This is a genomic window from Micromonospora sp. NPDC005257 (assembly GCF_042872445.1).
Taxonomy (GTDB): domain Bacteria; phylum Actinomycetota; class Actinomycetes; order Mycobacteriales; family Micromonosporaceae; genus Micromonospora.
Genome location: NZ_JBIAKL010000009.1, coordinates 112,072 through 128,131, shown reverse-complemented (window position 1 = coordinate 128,131; position 16,060 = coordinate 112,072). Strand labels below are relative to the sequence as shown.

The 16,060-nt window shown below is 74.3% G+C and carries 14 protein-coding genes; 5 read left to right on the top strand and 9 right to left on the bottom strand.

Annotated elements, in window-relative coordinates; translation table 11 throughout:
- Window positions 1-10: 10 nt before the first annotated feature.
- Window positions 11-610, top strand: a complete 600-nt coding sequence (locus ACFYO8_RS20005; RefSeq protein ID WP_354868931.1) for a hypothetical protein — start codon at window positions 11-13, stop codon at window positions 608-610.
- A 7-nt stretch (window positions 611-617) separates the two neighbouring features.
- Here the strand turns inward: ACFYO8_RS20005 and ACFYO8_RS20000 are convergent, their stop codons facing one another.
- A complete protein-coding gene (locus ACFYO8_RS20000; protein WP_357708646.1) occupies window positions 618-1,175 on the bottom strand; it encodes a hypothetical protein in 558 nt (185 codons plus the stop codon).
- 213 nt (window positions 1,176-1,388) lie between these two features.
- On the opposite strand from ACFYO8_RS20000, the gene ACFYO8_RS19995 reads away from it, so the two are divergent.
- Together ACFYO8_RS19995 and ACFYO8_RS19990 are read left to right on the top strand one after the other, a co-directional pair.
- Window positions 1,389-3,974, top strand: coding sequence for an FtsK/SpoIIIE domain-containing protein (locus ACFYO8_RS19995; protein ID WP_354869180.1), 2,586 nt, complete (start codon window positions 1,389-1,391; stop codon window positions 3,972-3,974).
- Window positions 3,971-4,672, top strand: a complete 702-nt coding sequence (locus ACFYO8_RS19990; RefSeq protein WP_354868934.1) for a hypothetical protein — start codon at window positions 3,971-3,973, stop codon at window positions 4,670-4,672. The genes ACFYO8_RS19995 and ACFYO8_RS19990 overlap by 4 nt, the downstream gene beginning before the upstream one ends.
- A gap of 87 nt (window positions 4,673-4,759) precedes the next feature.
- Here ACFYO8_RS19990 and folE read toward each other — a convergent pair whose 3' ends face one another.
- The 4 genes from folE to ACFYO8_RS19970 form a co-directional block, all read right to left on the bottom strand.
- Window positions 4,760-5,377: a GTP cyclohydrolase I FolE gene (gene folE / locus ACFYO8_RS19985; protein WP_354868937.1), complete on the bottom strand. Its 618-nt coding sequence runs from the start codon at window positions 5,375-5,377 to the stop codon at window positions 4,760-4,762.
- Window positions 5,378-5,463: 86 nt separating this feature from the next.
- Window positions 5,464-7,476 carry an ATP-dependent zinc metalloprotease FtsH gene (gene ftsH, locus ACFYO8_RS19980; RefSeq protein WP_354868939.1) on the bottom strand — a complete coding sequence of 671 codons (2,013 nt, stop codon included), beginning with the start codon at window positions 7,474-7,476 and terminating at the stop codon, window positions 5,464-5,466.
- Window positions 7,477-7,907: 431 nt separating this feature from the next.
- The gene (gene hpt / locus ACFYO8_RS19975) at window positions 7,908-8,483 is read right to left on the bottom strand and encodes a hypoxanthine phosphoribosyltransferase (RefSeq protein ID WP_013288988.1); all 576 of its coding nucleotides are present in this window, start codon (window positions 8,481-8,483) and stop codon (window positions 7,908-7,910) included.
- A gap of 99 nt (window positions 8,484-8,582) precedes the next feature.
- A complete protein-coding gene (locus ACFYO8_RS19970) occupies window positions 8,583-8,828 on the bottom strand; it encodes a hypothetical protein (protein ID WP_355095371.1) in 246 nt (81 codons plus the stop codon).
- A 42-nt stretch (window positions 8,829-8,870) separates the two neighbouring features.
- Between ACFYO8_RS19970 and ACFYO8_RS19965 the strand changes: the two genes are divergently transcribed.
- Window positions 8,871-9,830 carry a helix-turn-helix domain-containing protein gene (locus ACFYO8_RS19965; protein ID WP_354868944.1) on the top strand — a complete coding sequence of 320 codons (960 nt, stop codon included), beginning with the start codon at window positions 8,871-8,873 and terminating at the stop codon, window positions 9,828-9,830.
- A gap of 93 nt (window positions 9,831-9,923) precedes the next feature.
- Here the strand turns inward: ACFYO8_RS19965 and tilS are convergent, their stop codons facing one another.
- The 3 genes from tilS to dacB all read right to left on the bottom strand — a co-directional run bounded on the left by tilS (window position 9,924) and on the right by dacB (window position 13,659).
- The gene (gene tilS / locus ACFYO8_RS19960; protein ID WP_354868946.1) at window positions 9,924-10,874 is read right to left on the bottom strand and encodes a tRNA lysidine(34) synthetase TilS; all 951 of its coding nucleotides are present in this window, start codon (window positions 10,872-10,874) and stop codon (window positions 9,924-9,926) included.
- Between the two features lie 124 nt (window positions 10,875-10,998).
- Window positions 10,999-12,066: a zinc-dependent metalloprotease gene (locus ACFYO8_RS19955; protein ID WP_354868948.1), complete on the bottom strand. Its 1,068-nt coding sequence runs from the start codon at window positions 12,064-12,066 to the stop codon at window positions 10,999-11,001.
- Window positions 12,067-12,132: 66 nt separating this feature from the next.
- Entirely contained in the window at window positions 12,133-13,659 is a 1,527-nt protein-coding gene (gene dacB, locus ACFYO8_RS19950; protein WP_387188160.1) for a D-alanyl-D-alanine carboxypeptidase/D-alanyl-D-alanine-endopeptidase, read from the bottom strand.
- A 422-nt stretch (window positions 13,660-14,081) separates the two neighbouring features.
- Here dacB and ACFYO8_RS19945 point away from each other — a divergent pair, with 422 nt between their 5' ends.
- Complete coding sequence (locus ACFYO8_RS19945; RefSeq protein WP_091425759.1) at window positions 14,082-14,588, top strand: inorganic diphosphatase; 507 nt, start codon at window positions 14,082-14,084, stop codon at window positions 14,586-14,588.
- A gap of 57 nt (window positions 14,589-14,645) precedes the next feature.
- Here ACFYO8_RS19945 and eccD read toward each other — a convergent pair whose 3' ends face one another.
- Window positions 14,646-16,028, bottom strand: a complete 1,383-nt coding sequence (gene eccD, locus ACFYO8_RS19940; protein ID WP_354868954.1) for a type VII secretion integral membrane protein EccD — start codon at window positions 16,026-16,028, stop codon at window positions 14,646-14,648.
- Window positions 16,029-16,060 lie beyond the last annotated feature (32 nt).

The following is a 16,060-nucleotide window of genomic DNA, read 5'->3' as shown; positions in this document are numbered from 1 at the left end:
GGCCGGGCGGATGAGCAATCCCCTGCCCGACCCGTTCGCCGACCGCCCGGACTGGGCGCCGCTGCCGCCCCGGCCGGTGGAGACCGTGCCCGCGGCCGGCGGGGCCGAGCTGCGCGGACGCCGCGTGCTGGTCGGCCTGCCCGGCCTCGGCTGGCGCGGCGACCTGCGGGCCGACGAGCGGGTGGTGCAGGGCAGCCGCACCTACGTGCCAGTGATCCCGGAACACGAGTGGTACCGCGCCGAGGCCGAGCAGGTGGAGGTGTTCGCGCCGCTGGTGCCCGTGGAACGGGTCTGGGTGGAGACCATCGGCGAGCGGCGGCCGGTGGCCGGCACGATCGGCGGGGGCCTCCGGCTGGTCTCGCTTGATGTGCCGGAACGCCGGCCGCCCACGCCGGTGTTCGAGGCCGACGCGGTGACCGGGCGGCGCGTGGTGCACGTGGACAACGGCGTGGAGCGGCGCGACCTGCGCGCCGTCACCGAGACCTACTCCGGCGCGGACGGCGACATCTGCGTGCGGGTCGCCCCGGAGCTGGAGTGGTACCGGTGGGCCTGGCGTGGGCAGGCACCGACCACGTTGGAGGTGCCGGTGCACCTGCTCTGGCTGGAATAACCGCAAGTCAGTCGGCGCGCTGCGCCGAGCAGACGCCCCAGCCGTCCTGGCGCTTTGTCTCGAAAATCCAGGTCTGACGATCACTCTGGCGAATGTCATCCACGACCGCTGAGAGCACAAGGTCCACACGCACTTGAGCCTTGTCCCCCGTCTGCTCAACGCTGAGGTTCTCCCAGCTAACGGAGATCGTTGTATTGAAACGTCGCTCTCGTGCGACAAGGTCATCCCGTAGTGATCGGAGACCGTCAAGGTCCGCTTCGTTGCGGCACTCGAACTCCGCAGCCTTCACGTCATTTCGTTGGGCAACGGAGTACTGGATGTAACTCGCTACTACGACCTCGGGAGAACCGCGGTCCGGGGCGGTCGCGCGGTCGTACAGCACGAATCCGACCACCGCTCCGACGGTGCACAGCAACGCCAGCACCCCGGCGACGACAGCGAGCACTGTGCGCACCGGGCGCTTGGGGCGTACCGGGGCGGGAGCGGGCGCGGGGGGCGCCAACTGCTCCGGCGGGGTTCGCTGCGCCGGTACTCGGGACACCTGGGAACCGGCGGGGGGCTGCACTGATTCCACCTCCTGAGGCTATCGGCTGCGCGTCGCGTACCCAATGCCTGGAACCGGCGGATCGTGGCGAACCGCCGGGCGGACGCCGCCCGGCGGCGGGGTGAGGCTGCTCACCGCCGACCAGCTCACCGCGCCGACCGACATCCCGGTGGACGGCCGCCACCTGGGTTACCGTCACACCTCGGGGAGGACATGTCGGCCTCGGAAAGAGAGGTGGACGCGGTGGCGACTCCGAAGGCGCGCGCCGGCCGGGCCGCCGCGCTGCACCGCCGGGCCGAGGCAGCCGCGACGGCGGCGGCGGGCATCCTCGACGAGATCCGGCCCGCGCCGGCCGACCACCACCGGCAGTACGAGCTGGCCGAGCGTCTGCGGGCGGTGGCCGACCTGGCGGCGCCCGGCTGGGCCGGCGGGCCGCTGGAATCGCTGAGCGCGACGACGCCGCCCGGTGACGGTCTACCGCCGCTGGTCCGGGTCGGCGCCGCCGCGCCGCTCGACGACGCCCGTTTCCCCGCGCTGGTGCCGTTGCTCGGCAGCGGCCACCTGAGCCTCGACGCCGACGCCTCGGACGCCCGGGTGGCCGGGCTGCTCCGGGCGCTGCTGCTGCGCGTGTTCGCCGCTACTCCGGCGGGCGCGCTGCTGGCCCGCGCGGTCGACGGCGCTTCCGGTGAGACCTTCGCCGGGTACGCGCCGCTGGCCGACGCCGGCCTGCTCCCCCCGCCCGCCACCGACCTCGCCGGAATGCGCGCGGTGCTGGCCGAGGCGGAGCAGTGGACGGCGGCCGGAACGGCCCGGCAGCGTGGACACGACCGGACGCTGCTGCTCGTGGTCGCCGCACTGCCCGACGGTACGACCACGGCCGACCTGGACCGGCTCGCCGGACTGGCCGAGGGCGGGCCGCGCGCCGGGCTGCATCTGGTGCTCGCCGGCTGGCCGGACGGCAGCCCGCTGCCGCGCGCCACCCCGGTCACGGTGCGCACCGCGTACGCGCTGGTCGGCGACCCGCCCGGCGCCGGCTTCAGCAGTCCCGGCGCCGAACCGCCGGGCGGGCTGAACTCGCCCGTCTTCCTCGACGACGATCCGCCCGCCGGCCTGGTCGCCGACGTGTGCGCGCGGCTGGTGCGGCAGATCGAGGACGGCTCGCGTCTGTCCCTGCGTGACCTGCTGCCGGCTGACGGTTTCTGGGCGGCCGGCTCGGCGGACGGGCTGAGCACCACTGTCGGTGACGCCGCCGGGCGCCCGGTCAGCCTCGGCTTCACCGAGCTGACCCCGCACTGGCTGGTCAGCGGCCGGGGCCAGGCGGGCCGGTCGGCGTTCCTGACCGATGCGTTGTTCGGTCTCGCCGCCCGGTACGGACCGGACGAGCTGGCGCTCTACCTGGCGGACCTGGCCGACGGCGAGTCCTTCGTGGAGTTCCTCCAGACCGAACGCGATCGTTCCTGGGTGCCGCAGGTGCGCGCCGCCGGGATGGCCGCCGACCGGGAGTACGTGGCCGACCTGTTCGGCGAGCTGGAGGCGGAGCTGCGTCGCCGCGAGGAGGCGTCCCGGCGGGCCGGTGGGCAGCGTTACACCGAGCTGCGGCAGCACCAGCCGCTGCCCCGGATCGTCTGCGTGGTCGACAACTTCCCGCTGGCGCTGCGCGAGCGGGACCGGCTCGCCGCTGATCTGCTGGCCCGGTTGGACGCGCTCGCCCGCGCCGGCCGGTCGTACGGGATCCACCTGGTGCTGGCCGGTGAGGGCGACCTGGGCATCGGTGGTCCGCGCGACCCGCTGCTCGGCCAGTTCCCGGTGCGGGTGGCGTTGCCCGGCGGCTCGGCGGTGCTGGAACCGGCGAACGACTCGGCGGCCGGGCTGCCGGTGGGTAGCGCGGTGGTGAACACGGCGGGTGGCCTGGGCGGCCCGCGCGGCGCGACCCGGGGGCACGAGCGGATGATCCGCTTCCCTGACCCGTACGAGGACCCCGAGGTCCTGACCGGCCTGCGGCGACGGCTCTGGGAGGCGCGGGGCGAGTCGGCGACGCCGCCGGTGGTCTTCGCCGGGTACGCCCGTCCGCTGCTCGCAAACGATCCGCGGCACCGGGCCGCGCTCGCCGGCCGCGCGCACGGGCCCGCCGCTCTGCTGGGCCGGGCGGTGGACGTGCGACGGTCCACCGTGACGGTGCCGTTGGGGCCGGGCGCGGGGCGGAACCTGGCCGTCCTGGGGCGGGACGAGGAGGCGGAGCGCCTGCTGGTGACGGCGGCCCGCAGCGCGGCGGCGGCACAGCCGGGCGGGGCCCGGTTCGTGCTGGCGCCGCTGGCGAACGGTTCGGCCGACCCGGCCGGGGTGCTCGCCGCCGAGCTGGCCGCACGGCACCGGGTGCAGACCGTCGACGCGGCCGGGCTGCGGGACGCCATGGCGTCGGACGAGCCGGGTTACCTGGTGGTGTTCGGGCTGGACGTGCCGGACGCCTCCGAGCTGCCGCCCGACCTGCTGCGGTCGCTGCTGCTGGAGGGCCCGCCCGCCGGCCGGCACCTGCTCGGCTGGTGGCGGACACCGGCCCCGCTGGCCGGGCTGCTCGGCCCGGAGGGCGAGGTGGACAAGCTCACCGCCGTGGCGGTCACCGACGTGCCGGGCGGCCGGTTGGAGCAGCTCTTCGACCGCCCGGTGTGGTGGCGGCCCCGGCCGGGTCGCGCGGTGCTCTGGGACGGCCCGGACGAGCAGGGCACGGTTTTCGTGCCGTTCGGCACGACCGAGGCGGCGGCGACCGCGCGGGTCGAGCCGCACCCGCGCCTGACGGACCGCACCGGGGAGGGGGCGGCATGAGTGAGACCGGCACGACCGTACCGGGGCCCCGCCCGGGTGGGCCGGCCACGGTGGCGGATCCCGCCGAGTCGGCCTGGGCGGAGTATGTCGCGGCCGCGCGGGCGCTCGACGGCGTACGCCGGGCGGCGGCCACCGCGGCCGGGGAGCAGGCGCGGTCGGTGGCCGCGGCCCGCGAGGAGCTGACCGCGGTACGCGAGCGGCTGGCGCCGCAGCAGTCCCGGCTGCGTGAGCTGGGCGTACCGGCGTTGTCGCTGGTCCCGACGCCGCCGGAGGTGACCGAGGCGGCCCGGTCGATGGCGGGCGGGCCGTCGGCGGTGCTCGCGGCGTTGCGCGCGGCCGGGGACTGGGCGGACGCGGCGGACGACACGCTGAGCGCGCGTGGCCTGCCGCGGCTGGCGCGGTGGCCGACCCGCCCCCGCAACCTGCTGGTGTACGGGCCGCTGGCGCTCGTGGTGCCGCTGCTCCAGCTCGTGCTGTACGCGGTCGCCGGTCCGGGCCCGGTGACGGTGTTGGCGCTGCTGGTCGGGCTGCCGCTGCCGGCTGTCGCGTTCATGCTGGGCTGGCTCGCGGTGGGGCGCATCTTCCGTCCGCGTCCCACCGACCGGGTGGACCGGACGCCGCGCTTCGGCGCCCTGGTCTGCCTGGTGCCGGCGGTGCTCACCGCCGCCGGCCTGCTGCTGGCCATGCTGCCGGACTGACGGCGGCTCCGTCGCCACCCGGCCGCGCGGGGTACGGGCCGGCCGCGCTCCCGGGCGGGAGTACGCGGCCGTCGGTGGCGCTCGGTGTCAGCGAGCCATGATCAGTGCCATCGCCTCGGCCCGCGACTTGGCGTCGTTCTGGAGGCCGCCGCGCACTGCGGACGTGATGGTCTTCGCGCCCGACTTCTGGATGCCGCGCATCGCCATGCACATGTGCTCGCACTCCAGCACGACGATCACGCCGCGCGGGGCGAGGCTGGACATCAGCAGGTCGGCGATCTGCGAGGTGAGCCGCTCCTGCACCTGCGGCCGGCGGGCGAACACCTCGACCAGCCGAGCCAGCTTGGACAGGCCGGTGATCCGGCCGTCCGGGCCGGGGATGTAGCCGATGTGCGCGCTGCCCCGGAACGGCAGCAGGTGGTGCTCGCAGAGGCTCATCACGTCGATGTCCCGGACGAGCACCAACTCCTCGTGGTGGGCCTCGAACGTGGTGCGGAGCACCTGCGCGGGGTCGACCCGCAGGCCGGCGAAGAGTTCGGCGTACGCGCGGGCCACCCGGGCCGGCGTCTGCTGGAGGCCGTCGCGGTCCGGGTCCTCGCCGACCGCGATGAGGATCTCGCGGACCGCCTTCTCGATCCGGGCGAGGTCGACGCTCTCCTCCACCGGGCCACCGGTGAGCTTGCCGCTGATCAGCCGCGCGGCCACGTAGTCGAGCGCGTCGTCGCCGTCGGGCTCGGTCGCGGAGACGGCCGACTCCCTGTGCGGGGAGCCGGCCGTCGTCGGATCGCTGTTCAGTGCGTGCCGTCCGAGTTGTTGCTGGAACCGCCGATCGAGGCGGCGCCGTCGGCGCGGGCCTGAGCGGCCAGCGCCTCCTTCTCGGCCGGCGTGAGCACCGGCGGCTCGGTGGAGGGCAGACGCTTGCCGAAGCCGTGGTACGGCGCCATCGGCGGGCGCTTGACCACGCGCGCGCAGATCCGGGCCATGTCGGCGGTGGAGAGCGTCTCCTTCTCCATCAGCTCCAGGACCATGTTGTCCAGGACGTCCCGGTATTCCACCAGGATCTCCCAGGCCTCGTCGTGGGCCAGCTCGATCAGCGCGCGCATCTCGCCGTCGATCTCGGCGGCCACCGAGTCGGAGTAGTCCCGCTCGTGGCCCATGTTGCGGCCGAGGAACGGCTCGTCGCCGCTGGTGCCGTACTTGATCGCACCGAGCTTGGAGCTCATGCCGTACTGCGTGATCATCGCGCGGGCCAGCTGGGTGGCCTTCTCGATGTCGTTGCCGGCGCCGGTGGTCGGCTCGTGGAAGACCAGTTCCTCGGCCGCCCGGCCACCCAGCGCGTACGCCAGGGTGTCGATCATCTCGGCCCGGGTCTGGGTGTACTTGTCCTCCGTCGGGAGGACCAGCGTGTGACCCAGCGAGCGACCTCGGGACAGGATGGTCACCTTGTGCACCGGCGCGGCGTGCGGCAGCGCCCAGGCGACCAGCGCGTGCCCACCCTCGTGGTACGCGGTGATCTTCTTTTCCTTGTCGCTCATCACCCGGGTCCGGCGCTGCGGACCGGCGATCACCCGGTCGATCGACTCCTCCAGGGAGTCGTTGGAGATCGCGCGCTGCTCCTTACGAGCGGTCAGCAGCGCGGCCTCGTTGATCACGTTAGCCAGGTCGGCGCCGCTGAAACCCGGGGTACGCCGGGCGACCGCGTCGAGGTCGACGTCGGGCGTGAACGGCTTGCCCTTGGCGTGCACCCGCAGGATGGCCTTGCGGCCCTCCATGTCGGGGGCGTCGACCGGGATCTGCCTGTCGAACCGGCCCGGGCGCAGCAGCGCCGGGTCGAGGATGTCCGGCCGGTTGGTGGCGGCGATCAGGATGACGCCGCCCTTGGTGTCGAAGCCGTCCATCTCGACCAGCAACTGGTTGAGCGTCTGCTCCCGCTCGTCGTGGCCGCCGCCCATGCCGGCGCCACGGTGCCGGCCGACCGCGTCGATCTCGTCGACGAAGACGATCGCCGGGGCGTTCGACTTGGCCTGCTCGAACAGGTCGCGGACACGGCTGGCGCCGACACCGACGAACATCTCGACGAAGTCGGAGCCGGAGATGGAGTAGAAGGGCACCCCGGCCTCGCCGGCCACCGCGCGGGCGAGCAGCGTCTTGCCGGTACCGGGCGGGCCGAACAGCAGCACGCCCTTCGGGATCTTGGCGCCCAGGGCCTGGTACTTCGCCGGGTTCTGCAGGAAGTCCTTGATCTCGTGCAGTTCCTCGACGGCCTCGTCCGCCCCCGCGACGTCCGCGAAGGTGGTCTTCGGCGTGTCCTTGGTGATCATCTTCGCCTTGGACTTGCCGAAGTTGAGCACCCGCGAGCCGCCACCCTGCATCTGCGACATGAAGAACAGCAGCAGGAGCACGAGCAGCGCGATGGGAAGCAGGTTGACCAGCAGGCTGACCCAGATGCTGTCCGACGACACCTTGGTGTCGACCGGGCCGGTGATGCGGTCCGCCGCCTCGGCCTCGCGTACCTGGTTCCAGACCTGGCCGCCGACCTCGTACGGGAACTGCGCCTCGATCTTGTCGGTGGTGGTGTCGTCGCCGAACTTGGCCTTGTCCTTCAGGTCGAGCTGGAGCGTCTGCTCCTTGTCCTGGAAGACGACCTTCTCGATGCCACCCTTGTTGAGCTGGTCGAGCGCGACGGAAGTGTCCACCCGGTGGTAGCTGGGACCAGCGGTGAACAGTTGACTGAGCACGACGGCGCCGAGGATGACCAGGATGATCCAGACCACCGGTCGGCGGAAGAAACGCGTACGTTCCATGCTGTAGTCGGGTGCCGAGGCGCCCGCATCCTCCTGATCGACGTCCTGACCGTCTGAATGGTGTCGCCGCCTTGAGCGGCGGCCGGGGCCGCCGTGCGGGCCGGCCCGACCCCCGGGGCACGCAAACTGCCGCACCACGGTCATTCGACGGTACACCGTACGCGCGAGGAGTGAGCTTGCGAGCCCCGCAGTCGCGCACATTCGAAACCTCGGTGCGCGCGACAAGCGAGCTTGCGAGCCCGGCACTTACGCGTAGGGCGAACCCGGGTTTGAGCCAGCGTGACGGGGAGCTCCCACCCGACCCGCCCACACCGCACGGTCACGCGGTTCGAGGGGCCGGGCGTGGAGGGTGCCTCCACGTCACCGGCTCCTACCGTAGACCGGAAGACTGAGAGCCCGCTGAATGTCAGCTGACGAAGGGCTCGGCGGGGTCAGGCCCGGGCGTACACCTCGGGCTTGAGCACCCCGACGTAGGGCACCTCGCGGTACCGCTCGCCGAAGTCGAGCCCGTAGCCCACGACGAACTCGGTCGGGATGTCGAACCCGACGTACTTGACCGGGACCTGGACCTTGACCGCGTCCGGCTTGCGGAACAGCGCGACCACCTCGACGCTCGCCGCGGAGCGCGACTCCAGGTAGCGCAGCAGCCAGGACAGCGTCAGACCGGAGTCGACGATGTCCTCGACGACCACGACGTGCCGGCCGGCGATGTCGCGGTCGAGGTCCTTGAGGATCCGGACCACGCCGGACGAGGTGGTGCCCTGGCCGTAGGAGGAGACGGCCATGAACTCCAGCTCGGCGGGCGGGCCCTGACGGCCCAGCGCGCGGGCGAAGTCGGCCATGAACATGACCGCTCCCTTGAGCACACACACGAGCAGCAGGCCGTCCTCGACGTGGGCGTAGTCCGCCGAGACCTGCTTGGCCAGTTCCGCGGTCTTGTCGCGGATCTGCGCCTCCGAAATGATCACGTGGTCGATGTCGGCGTCGTACCAGGAGCCGTCAGCCATGCTCCTAGCCTGCCGTACGCCCCCGCGCCGCCGCCCGCGGGGCCGCCCCTTTTGGCGCGGTCCCGCCAGGGATTTTCGGCGCGAAATGAACAAATCACCTCAGCAGGTACGGGAGCGCCAGCGCTGCCCGTCGTCGCTCGGCTTCCAGTCGGCCGAGTCGCGGGTGTCGGCGGTGAACCCGAAGGCGCTGGCGCCGACGAGGAGGAGCAGGAAGAGCAGAAGCAGGAGAATGGTCATGGCGGCGCTCGCTTTCACATGGTCGAGACGGTTTTCGCCGCCGGTGCGCACCGGACACCATTGATTCTGCGGACCACCGACCGCGCCCGACAGTGGCAGGAAAGCCATTGGGCATCGACTTCCTGCCACTCATCGGGTTACCCTCGTCACATGCTCCACTCGGTCGCCGTCATCGCCTTGGACGAGGTAGCCCCGTTCGAACTCGGCGTGCTCGCGGAGGTCTTCGGCACCGACCGCACCACCGACGGCTTCCCCGGCTACCGGTTCGACGTCTGCACCGCCGACGGCAGCGCGGTCAGCAGCCGCTCCGGCTTCCTGCTCACCCCCACCGCCGGCCTGGGCCCGGTCGAGGACGCCGATTTGGTGGCGGTGCCCGCGCACGCCGACGGCGCCCCGGTCCCCGAACCGGTGCTCGCCGCGCTGCGCCGCGCCGCCGACCGGGGCGCCTGGATCCTCAGCGTCTGCGCCGGCGCGTTCGTGCTCGGTGAGGCGGGCGTGCTCGACGGGCGCGACTGCACCACCCACTGGCGGTACACCGACGAACTCCAGCGGCGCTTCCCGGCCGCCCGGGTCCAGTGCGACTCGCTCTACGTACAGGACGACCGGCTGCTCACCAGCGCCGGCACCGCCGCCGGCATCGACGCCTGCCTGCATCTGGTACGCCAGGAGCACGGCTCGGCGGTGGCGACCCGGCTGGCCCGCCGGATGGTGGTGCCACCGCACCGCGACGGCGGCCAGTCACAGTACGTCGAGGCGCCGATCCCCAAGGCGCCGGAGGCACCCACCCTGGAACCGGTGCTGGAGTGGCTGATGGGACACCTACGGCGGCAGGTGACAGTGGACGAGTTGGCGGCGCGCGCCGGGATGGCCCCGCGTACGTTCGCCCGCCGGTTCCGCGCCGAGACCGGCACCACCCCGCACGACTGGCTGACCAACCAGCGGGTGCTGCTGGCCCGGCACCTGCTGGAGGACACCACGCTGAGCGTGGAGGGGGTCGCCGAGCAGGCCGGTTTCGGCGACGCGGCCGCCCTGCGGCACCACTTCACCCGCCGGGTGGGCACCACCCCGCTGGCCTACCGCACCACCTTCCGAGACCGCCAAACGACCTGACCGACCTGGCCCGTCCCGACACCCCGCCCCGCCTCGCCCACCGCACCCGGCTCGTCCCGTCGATCATGAGGTTGGTCGTGCCTTGGTGGGTGGTCAGGGTAGGAGGTGGCCGGCGTGGCGGCGGACCTGGTGGCCGCCGGGTAGGTGCACCGGGCCCTGTCCGCGCCAGGCCGTGACCAGGGCGTCCAGCGCCGCCACGTGGCTGTGGGACAGCGCGGCCGGCGCGGCGCCCAGCTCGCGGGCCCACGCGTGCAGCACCCGGGTGCGGACGGCGGCCGGCAACTCGGCGAGCCCGGCGACGGACAGGCCGCTCCCCTCGGTCCGGACGTCGGGCAGCGCGGCGTCGGCGAGCGCGGCGAGCGCGGCGTTGTCGGCCGCGAGCAGCCCGGCGGTACGGGCGAGGTTCGCCACCACCCCCGGGCCCAGCGCGTCGACGAGCGCGGGCAGCGCGTCGGACCGGACCCGGGCCCGGGCGTACGCGGGATCGGCGTTGTGCGGGTCCGCCCACGGGTCGAGTCCGAGCGCGGCGCAGGCGGCCCGGGTGTCGGCACGCGCGACGTCGAGGAACGGGCGTAGCAGGGGCACCCCGTCGAGATCGCGCCGTTCCGGCATCCCGGACAGCCCGCGCGGCCCGGCGCCCCGGGCCAGCGCCAGCAGGACGGTCTCCGCCTGGTCGTCGCGTGTGTGTCCGAGCAGCACCCCGGCCGCGTCGTACCGGTGGGCGGCCGCGACCAGCGCCTCGTACCGGGCCTCCCGGGCGGCCGCCTCGGGGCCGCCCGGCCGGCCGTCCACCCGTACCGCGAGCACCTCGACCGGATCGAGCCCCGCGGCGCGGGCCCAGCCGGCGACCGCCTCGGCCCGTTCGGCGGACCCGGGTTGAAGGCCGTGGTCGACTGTCACCAGGCCGGCCGGACGCCCGAGCCGGGGGGCCACGAACGCGGTGGCGGCGGCGAGCGCGAGCGAGTCGGCCCCGCCGGAGCAGGCCACCAGCACCGGACCGCCGCCGGGCAGGCCGGTCAGCAGCCGGCGTACGGCGAGCCGCACGGCGGCGACGGCGGGCGCGGGCGACGGCGATCTCCGCGACCGGGCGCCGGCGCCATCGGCCGAGCCGAGACCAGCCGAGCCGACCGGACCAGCCGAGCCGAGCCGACCAGCAGTAACGGCCGGATCAGACGACGGGCGGGGTGGCACCGGCGGGCCCGTGTACGCGGTTCACCCAGGCGTCCGGATCGCCCAGCTCGTCCAGCCGGGGGAGCGTCAGCGGGGACGAGAAGATCTTGTTGAAGCCGGGCATCCCCACCCGGTCGACCACGCCGTGCACGAACTTGCGGCCCTCGGCGTACTGGCGCATCTTGACCTCGATGCCGAGCAGCCGCCGGATCGCCTTCTCCAGCGGGTTGCCGGACTCGCGGCGGCGGTTGAACGCCGCGCGGATCGACTCGACGCTGGGGATGACCTGCGGCCCCACGCCGTCCATCACGAACTCGGCGTGGCCCTCCAGCAGCGTCATCAGCGCGGTCAGCCGGTCCAGCACCGCACGCTGGGCCGGGGTCTGCACGATGTCCAGCACGCTGGCCCGGCTCTCCGGGTCCTTGACCGCGTCGGAGAGCGTGGCCACCCCACGGCGCAGCCGTTCAAGCAGGTGCTCGCCGCCCTGCGAGGCGTCCACGAACGCCTGCACCTCCCCGAGGAAGTACGCGCGCATCCACGGCACGGCGGTGAACTGGGTGCGGTGGGTGACCTCGTGCAGGCACACCCAGAGCCGGAAGTCGCGCGAGTCCGCGCCGAGCTTCCGCTCGACCTCGAGGATGTTCGGCGCGACCAGCAGCAACTGGCCGGGATCGCCGGCGAAGACCTCGTACTGGCCGAGCACGCGTCCGGAGAGGTACGCGAGCACGGTGCCGGCCTGCACACCGGTCACCCGGGAGCCGATCGCCTCGGTGAGCGCGCCCGGTCGCTTGTCGCCGGAGAGGCGCTCGACGAGCGGGGAGACCACCTCACGCAGCCCGGCGATGTTCGCCGCCGCCCAGTCGCGGCGGTCGACGACGCGTACCGGCGGGTGCGCGACCTGCGCCCGCAGGCCGGTGTAGTCGGCGACGTGCCCGGCCGCCTCCTCGGTCAGCCGGCGCAGGTCGCCGACCACGTCGGTCGCCTCGGCGTACGACACCCGAGGGCCCGACTTACTCAGCGCCCCCGCGGTAGCGGCGGCCAGATCCCAGTCCACGAACTGCGCCATGAACCCACCGTACCCGCGCCGGAACACCCCTACCCGGGCTCGCGCCGGCCGATCGACCCCCGTCGGTCAGCGGCAGCCGCACCCGGCCAGCGCGGAGCCAATCCGGTCCAGCGCCGCGCGGGTCTCGTCCAGTGAGCCCTGGGTCCGGTCGGTGAGCACGGCGAACGTGAGCAGCCGGCCGTCGGCGGTGGTGACCGTGCCGGCGATCGCGTTGACGCCGCTCAGCGTGCCGGTCTTGGCCCGCACCACGCCCGCCCCCGCGCTCGTGGCCGCCGCCCGGTAGCGCTCGCCGAGCGTGCCCGACCAGCCGCCCACCGGCAGGCCGCCGAAGATCGCGGCGAGTTCCGGGTGGCTGCCGTTGCCGGCCAGCGTGATCAGATCGGTCAGCAGCGAAGGGCTGATCCGGTTGGTGCGGGACAGGCCGCTGCCGTCGGCCAGGCTGATCTCGCCGGCCGGCAGGCCCATCTCGCCGAGCACCTGGTCGGTGGCCGCCGCGCCGCCGGCGAACGAGCCGGGCTTGCCCTTGGCGAGCGCCACCTGCCGGGCCATCGCCTCGGCGATCACGTTGTCGCTGTCGCTGATCATGATGTCGACCAGCCGGATCATCGGCAGGGACTCCACCTTGCCCAGCTCGGCGCCGGGGGCCGTACCCGTGGCGCCGGAGGCCGCCGGCGCGGCACCCCGGGCCACCTGGGCCGCGCCGCCGGTCAGGCCGAGAAGCTTGGCGAACTGCCGGCCGGCGGTCAGGTCGGGCTGCGGCACCCGCTCGGCGGCGTGGTTGGTCTGCTCGGCGGTGCGCCGCGCCTCGGCCGGGTTCTTCCGGGCGCCGTCGGTCATCAACGCGGTGATCGCCGCGCCGAAGCCACCGGTGGGGATGTCGGCGTCCCAGCCGGGCTCGAAGACCGGGCCGTTGAACAGCGACGAGTCGACGATCACCTTGGTCGGCGCGGTGCCGCCCAACGCGTCGCGCACCTGGGCGGCCAGGTCGTCCAGCCGGGCCGCGCCCGGGTAGAAACCGTCCTTGTTCACGGCGAGCGTGGGGTCACCACCGCCGACCAGGACCACCTCGCCCGGGTTGGCCCCGGCCACCGCGCGGGTCGGGATCCGGTACGCCGGGCCGCGTGCCGCGAGCACCGCCACGCCGGTCGCCAGCTTGGTCACCGAGGCGGGCACGGTGGGGGTGTCCTGGCCCCTGCCGTAGAGCGCCTGGCCGGTGCTCACGTCGGCCACCGACACGTGCACCCGGTCGCCGAGCGTGGCGGCGCGGACCAGCGGGTCGAGGGCCGCGCGGATGCCGGCCTCGGTGGGCAGCGGTGCGTTGCCGTTCGGCTCGGCGAGCACTGCCGGCGGGGTGGGCTCGGGCGGCGCGGCGACCGCCGTACCCGTGCTGTCGACGTCGCCCAGCCACCCGGCGACCGGGCCGGGGCGCAGCACCGCGAGCCCGGCCACCGCCAGGGCCAGCACGAGCACGCAGGCCAGCGCCGCGAGCAGCCGCGAGCGGCGTCGTGGCCGGCCCGGCGGCGGGGCGGAAGGTACGGGCGGCGCGGCGCCGGACGGCGGAACCGGCGGGCTGACCGGGATCGAGCCCGGCATGCCGGGCCGGCCCACCGGGCGTGCCGAATCGTACGGCGGACCGCCGCGGGCCGACCCGGAGGCGGGGCCACGCCCGTCGTGCGGACGGGCGAAGCCCGGGCCGTGGTGCGGCGGGCCGACGGAGGCGGACCCGGCGGCCGGAGCCGGACGACGAGGGACGTTGGCGCCCGGGACGGACACCCGCCCGGTGGCCCCGCCGGAACCGGAACCGGCAGACCCGCGCCCGTCAACCCTCTCGGGGCGGTAGTGTGAATCTTCCCTCCCCACGGCCCCCTCCTCCCCCGCTCGAAATCGCCTTGGGCGACACTACTTCGGTCCGAACACTATGCGGCGGCCGGAGCCGGCGGGGGGCGTTCACCCCGCGCCCGGGGTGAGCCGCTGGTTTCCGTTAGCCAGCGTGGGCAAACGAGGGAGCGTGGAAGATGGATTTCGACGTCACGGTTGAGATCCCCAAGGGTCACCGCAACAAGTACGAGGTAGACCACGCGACCGGCCGCATCCGGCTGGACCGCACCCTCTTCACCTCCACGCAGTACCCGGCCGACTACGGCTTCATCGAGGGCACCCTGGGCGAGGACGGCGACCCGCTGGACGCGCTGGTGCTGGTGCCCGAGCCGACCTTCCCGGGCTGCCTGATCCGCTGCCGCACCATCGGCATGTTCCGGATGACCGACGAGAAGGGCGGCGACGACAAGGTCCTCTGCGTCCCCTACGAGGACCCGCGTCAGGAGCACCTGCGCGACATCCACCACCTGGGCGAGTTCGACCGGCTGGAGATCCAGCACTTCTTCGAGGTCTACAAGGACCTGGAGCCGGGCAAGTCGGTCGAGGGCGCGACCTGGGTGGGCCGGGTCGAGGCCGAGGCGGAGATCGTCGCGTCGTACCGGCGCGCCAAGGAGGCCGAGGAGCGCGGCGAGACGCTGCACTGACGCTCGATGCTTGCCGGAGGCCCGGGCCGCGCTTCGCGCCCCGGGCCTCCGCGTGTCTCAGGCGAGCAGGTCGCGGGCCCGGTCGTAGAGGTCGAGCACCGCGCAGGCCACCGGCACGACCGCGACCACGAGCGCGGTGTCGGTCAGGTCGGCCAGCCGGCCGAGGTACGGGGAGACCGGGCGCCGGGCGTACGTCGCCCCGGCGGTGACCGCCGTCACGGCCAGGGACAGCCCGCCCACCGTCAGCGCCAGCCGGCCACCCGGACCGGCCCGGCCGGCCAGCACCACGCCGAGCAGGGCGAACCCGATCAGCCCGGCGACTATCGCCGGCACCCGGTGCCGTACCGCCACGAACAGGCGCGAACGCAGCAGCAGCACCCCGCCGGCGACGGCGGCCAGCAGCAGCCCGGCCGTCCGGCCGACGGAGACGAGCACCGCGACCGCGCCGACGGCCAGCACCGCGTGGCCGAGCAGCATCCCGGTCAGCACCTCTTCGGCGCGGGCCACCGCCGCGTGCACCCGCCCGCGGTCCGGCAGGTCCCGGGTGCCGGCCGGGCCGGGCAGGGTGAGCGGCGGCAGCGGCAGCTTGCCGACCCGGATGGCCAGCAGCGGCAGCCCGCCGAGCGCGAACACGAGCACGGCGAGCAGTACGGCGGCGGTGCCGTCGGGGTCGAGCAGCAGCCCGCCGAGCGCGGCTGCCACGCCGGCCACGCCGACCGTCACCCCGGCCACGAAGACGCGGGACCGGCTGGCCACGCCGAGCAGGCCGAGCACCGCCGCCAGCAGCAGCGCCACCGAGCCGACGAGCAGCTCGGGGGCGCCCACCCAGCGCAGGCCGGTGATCGGGCCGACCGGATCGCCGGAGGCGACCGAGAGCGCTCCGGCCACCGCCGCCCAGGGCAGCGCGTACCCGCCGAGGGTGGCACCGACCGGGCCGTCCCCGTACGCCCGGGACGCGGCGGTGGCGGTGAGCACCAGGATCAGGGCGACCGCCGCGGCGACCGGCCAGCCGCGCTCCCCCGGACCGGCCGCGACGACTGCGACCAGCCCGACGGCCAGGGGTACGGCGGCGCCGCTCAGCGCGGCGGCCCGGGTGGCGTGTCCCGACCAGGCGGCGCCCCGGCGCCGGGCGCCGTCCACTATCGCCTCGACCACGTCGTCGTACTCCAGTTCGGGCCACTGCGCGCGGGCCGGCACCAGGTGCAGCACCTCGCCGTCGCGGACGCCCTGGGGCAGCAGCGCCTGGGCGGTGGCGAGCACCGCGCCGTCGGTCCGGCGCAGCACCCATCCGCCGTGCCGTTCCCCGTCGTCGGCCAGCCCTTCACCGGCGTGCCGGAGCACCTCGGGCAGCAGCTCGGCCAGGGGGACCTGCTCCGGTAGGGCCACGTCCACCCGCCGCCTGGGCGCGCTGATCGTGACCCGGGCGAGCCCGGTTGTCATCGAGGCATCTCCATATCGAGCGGAGGGAGTGG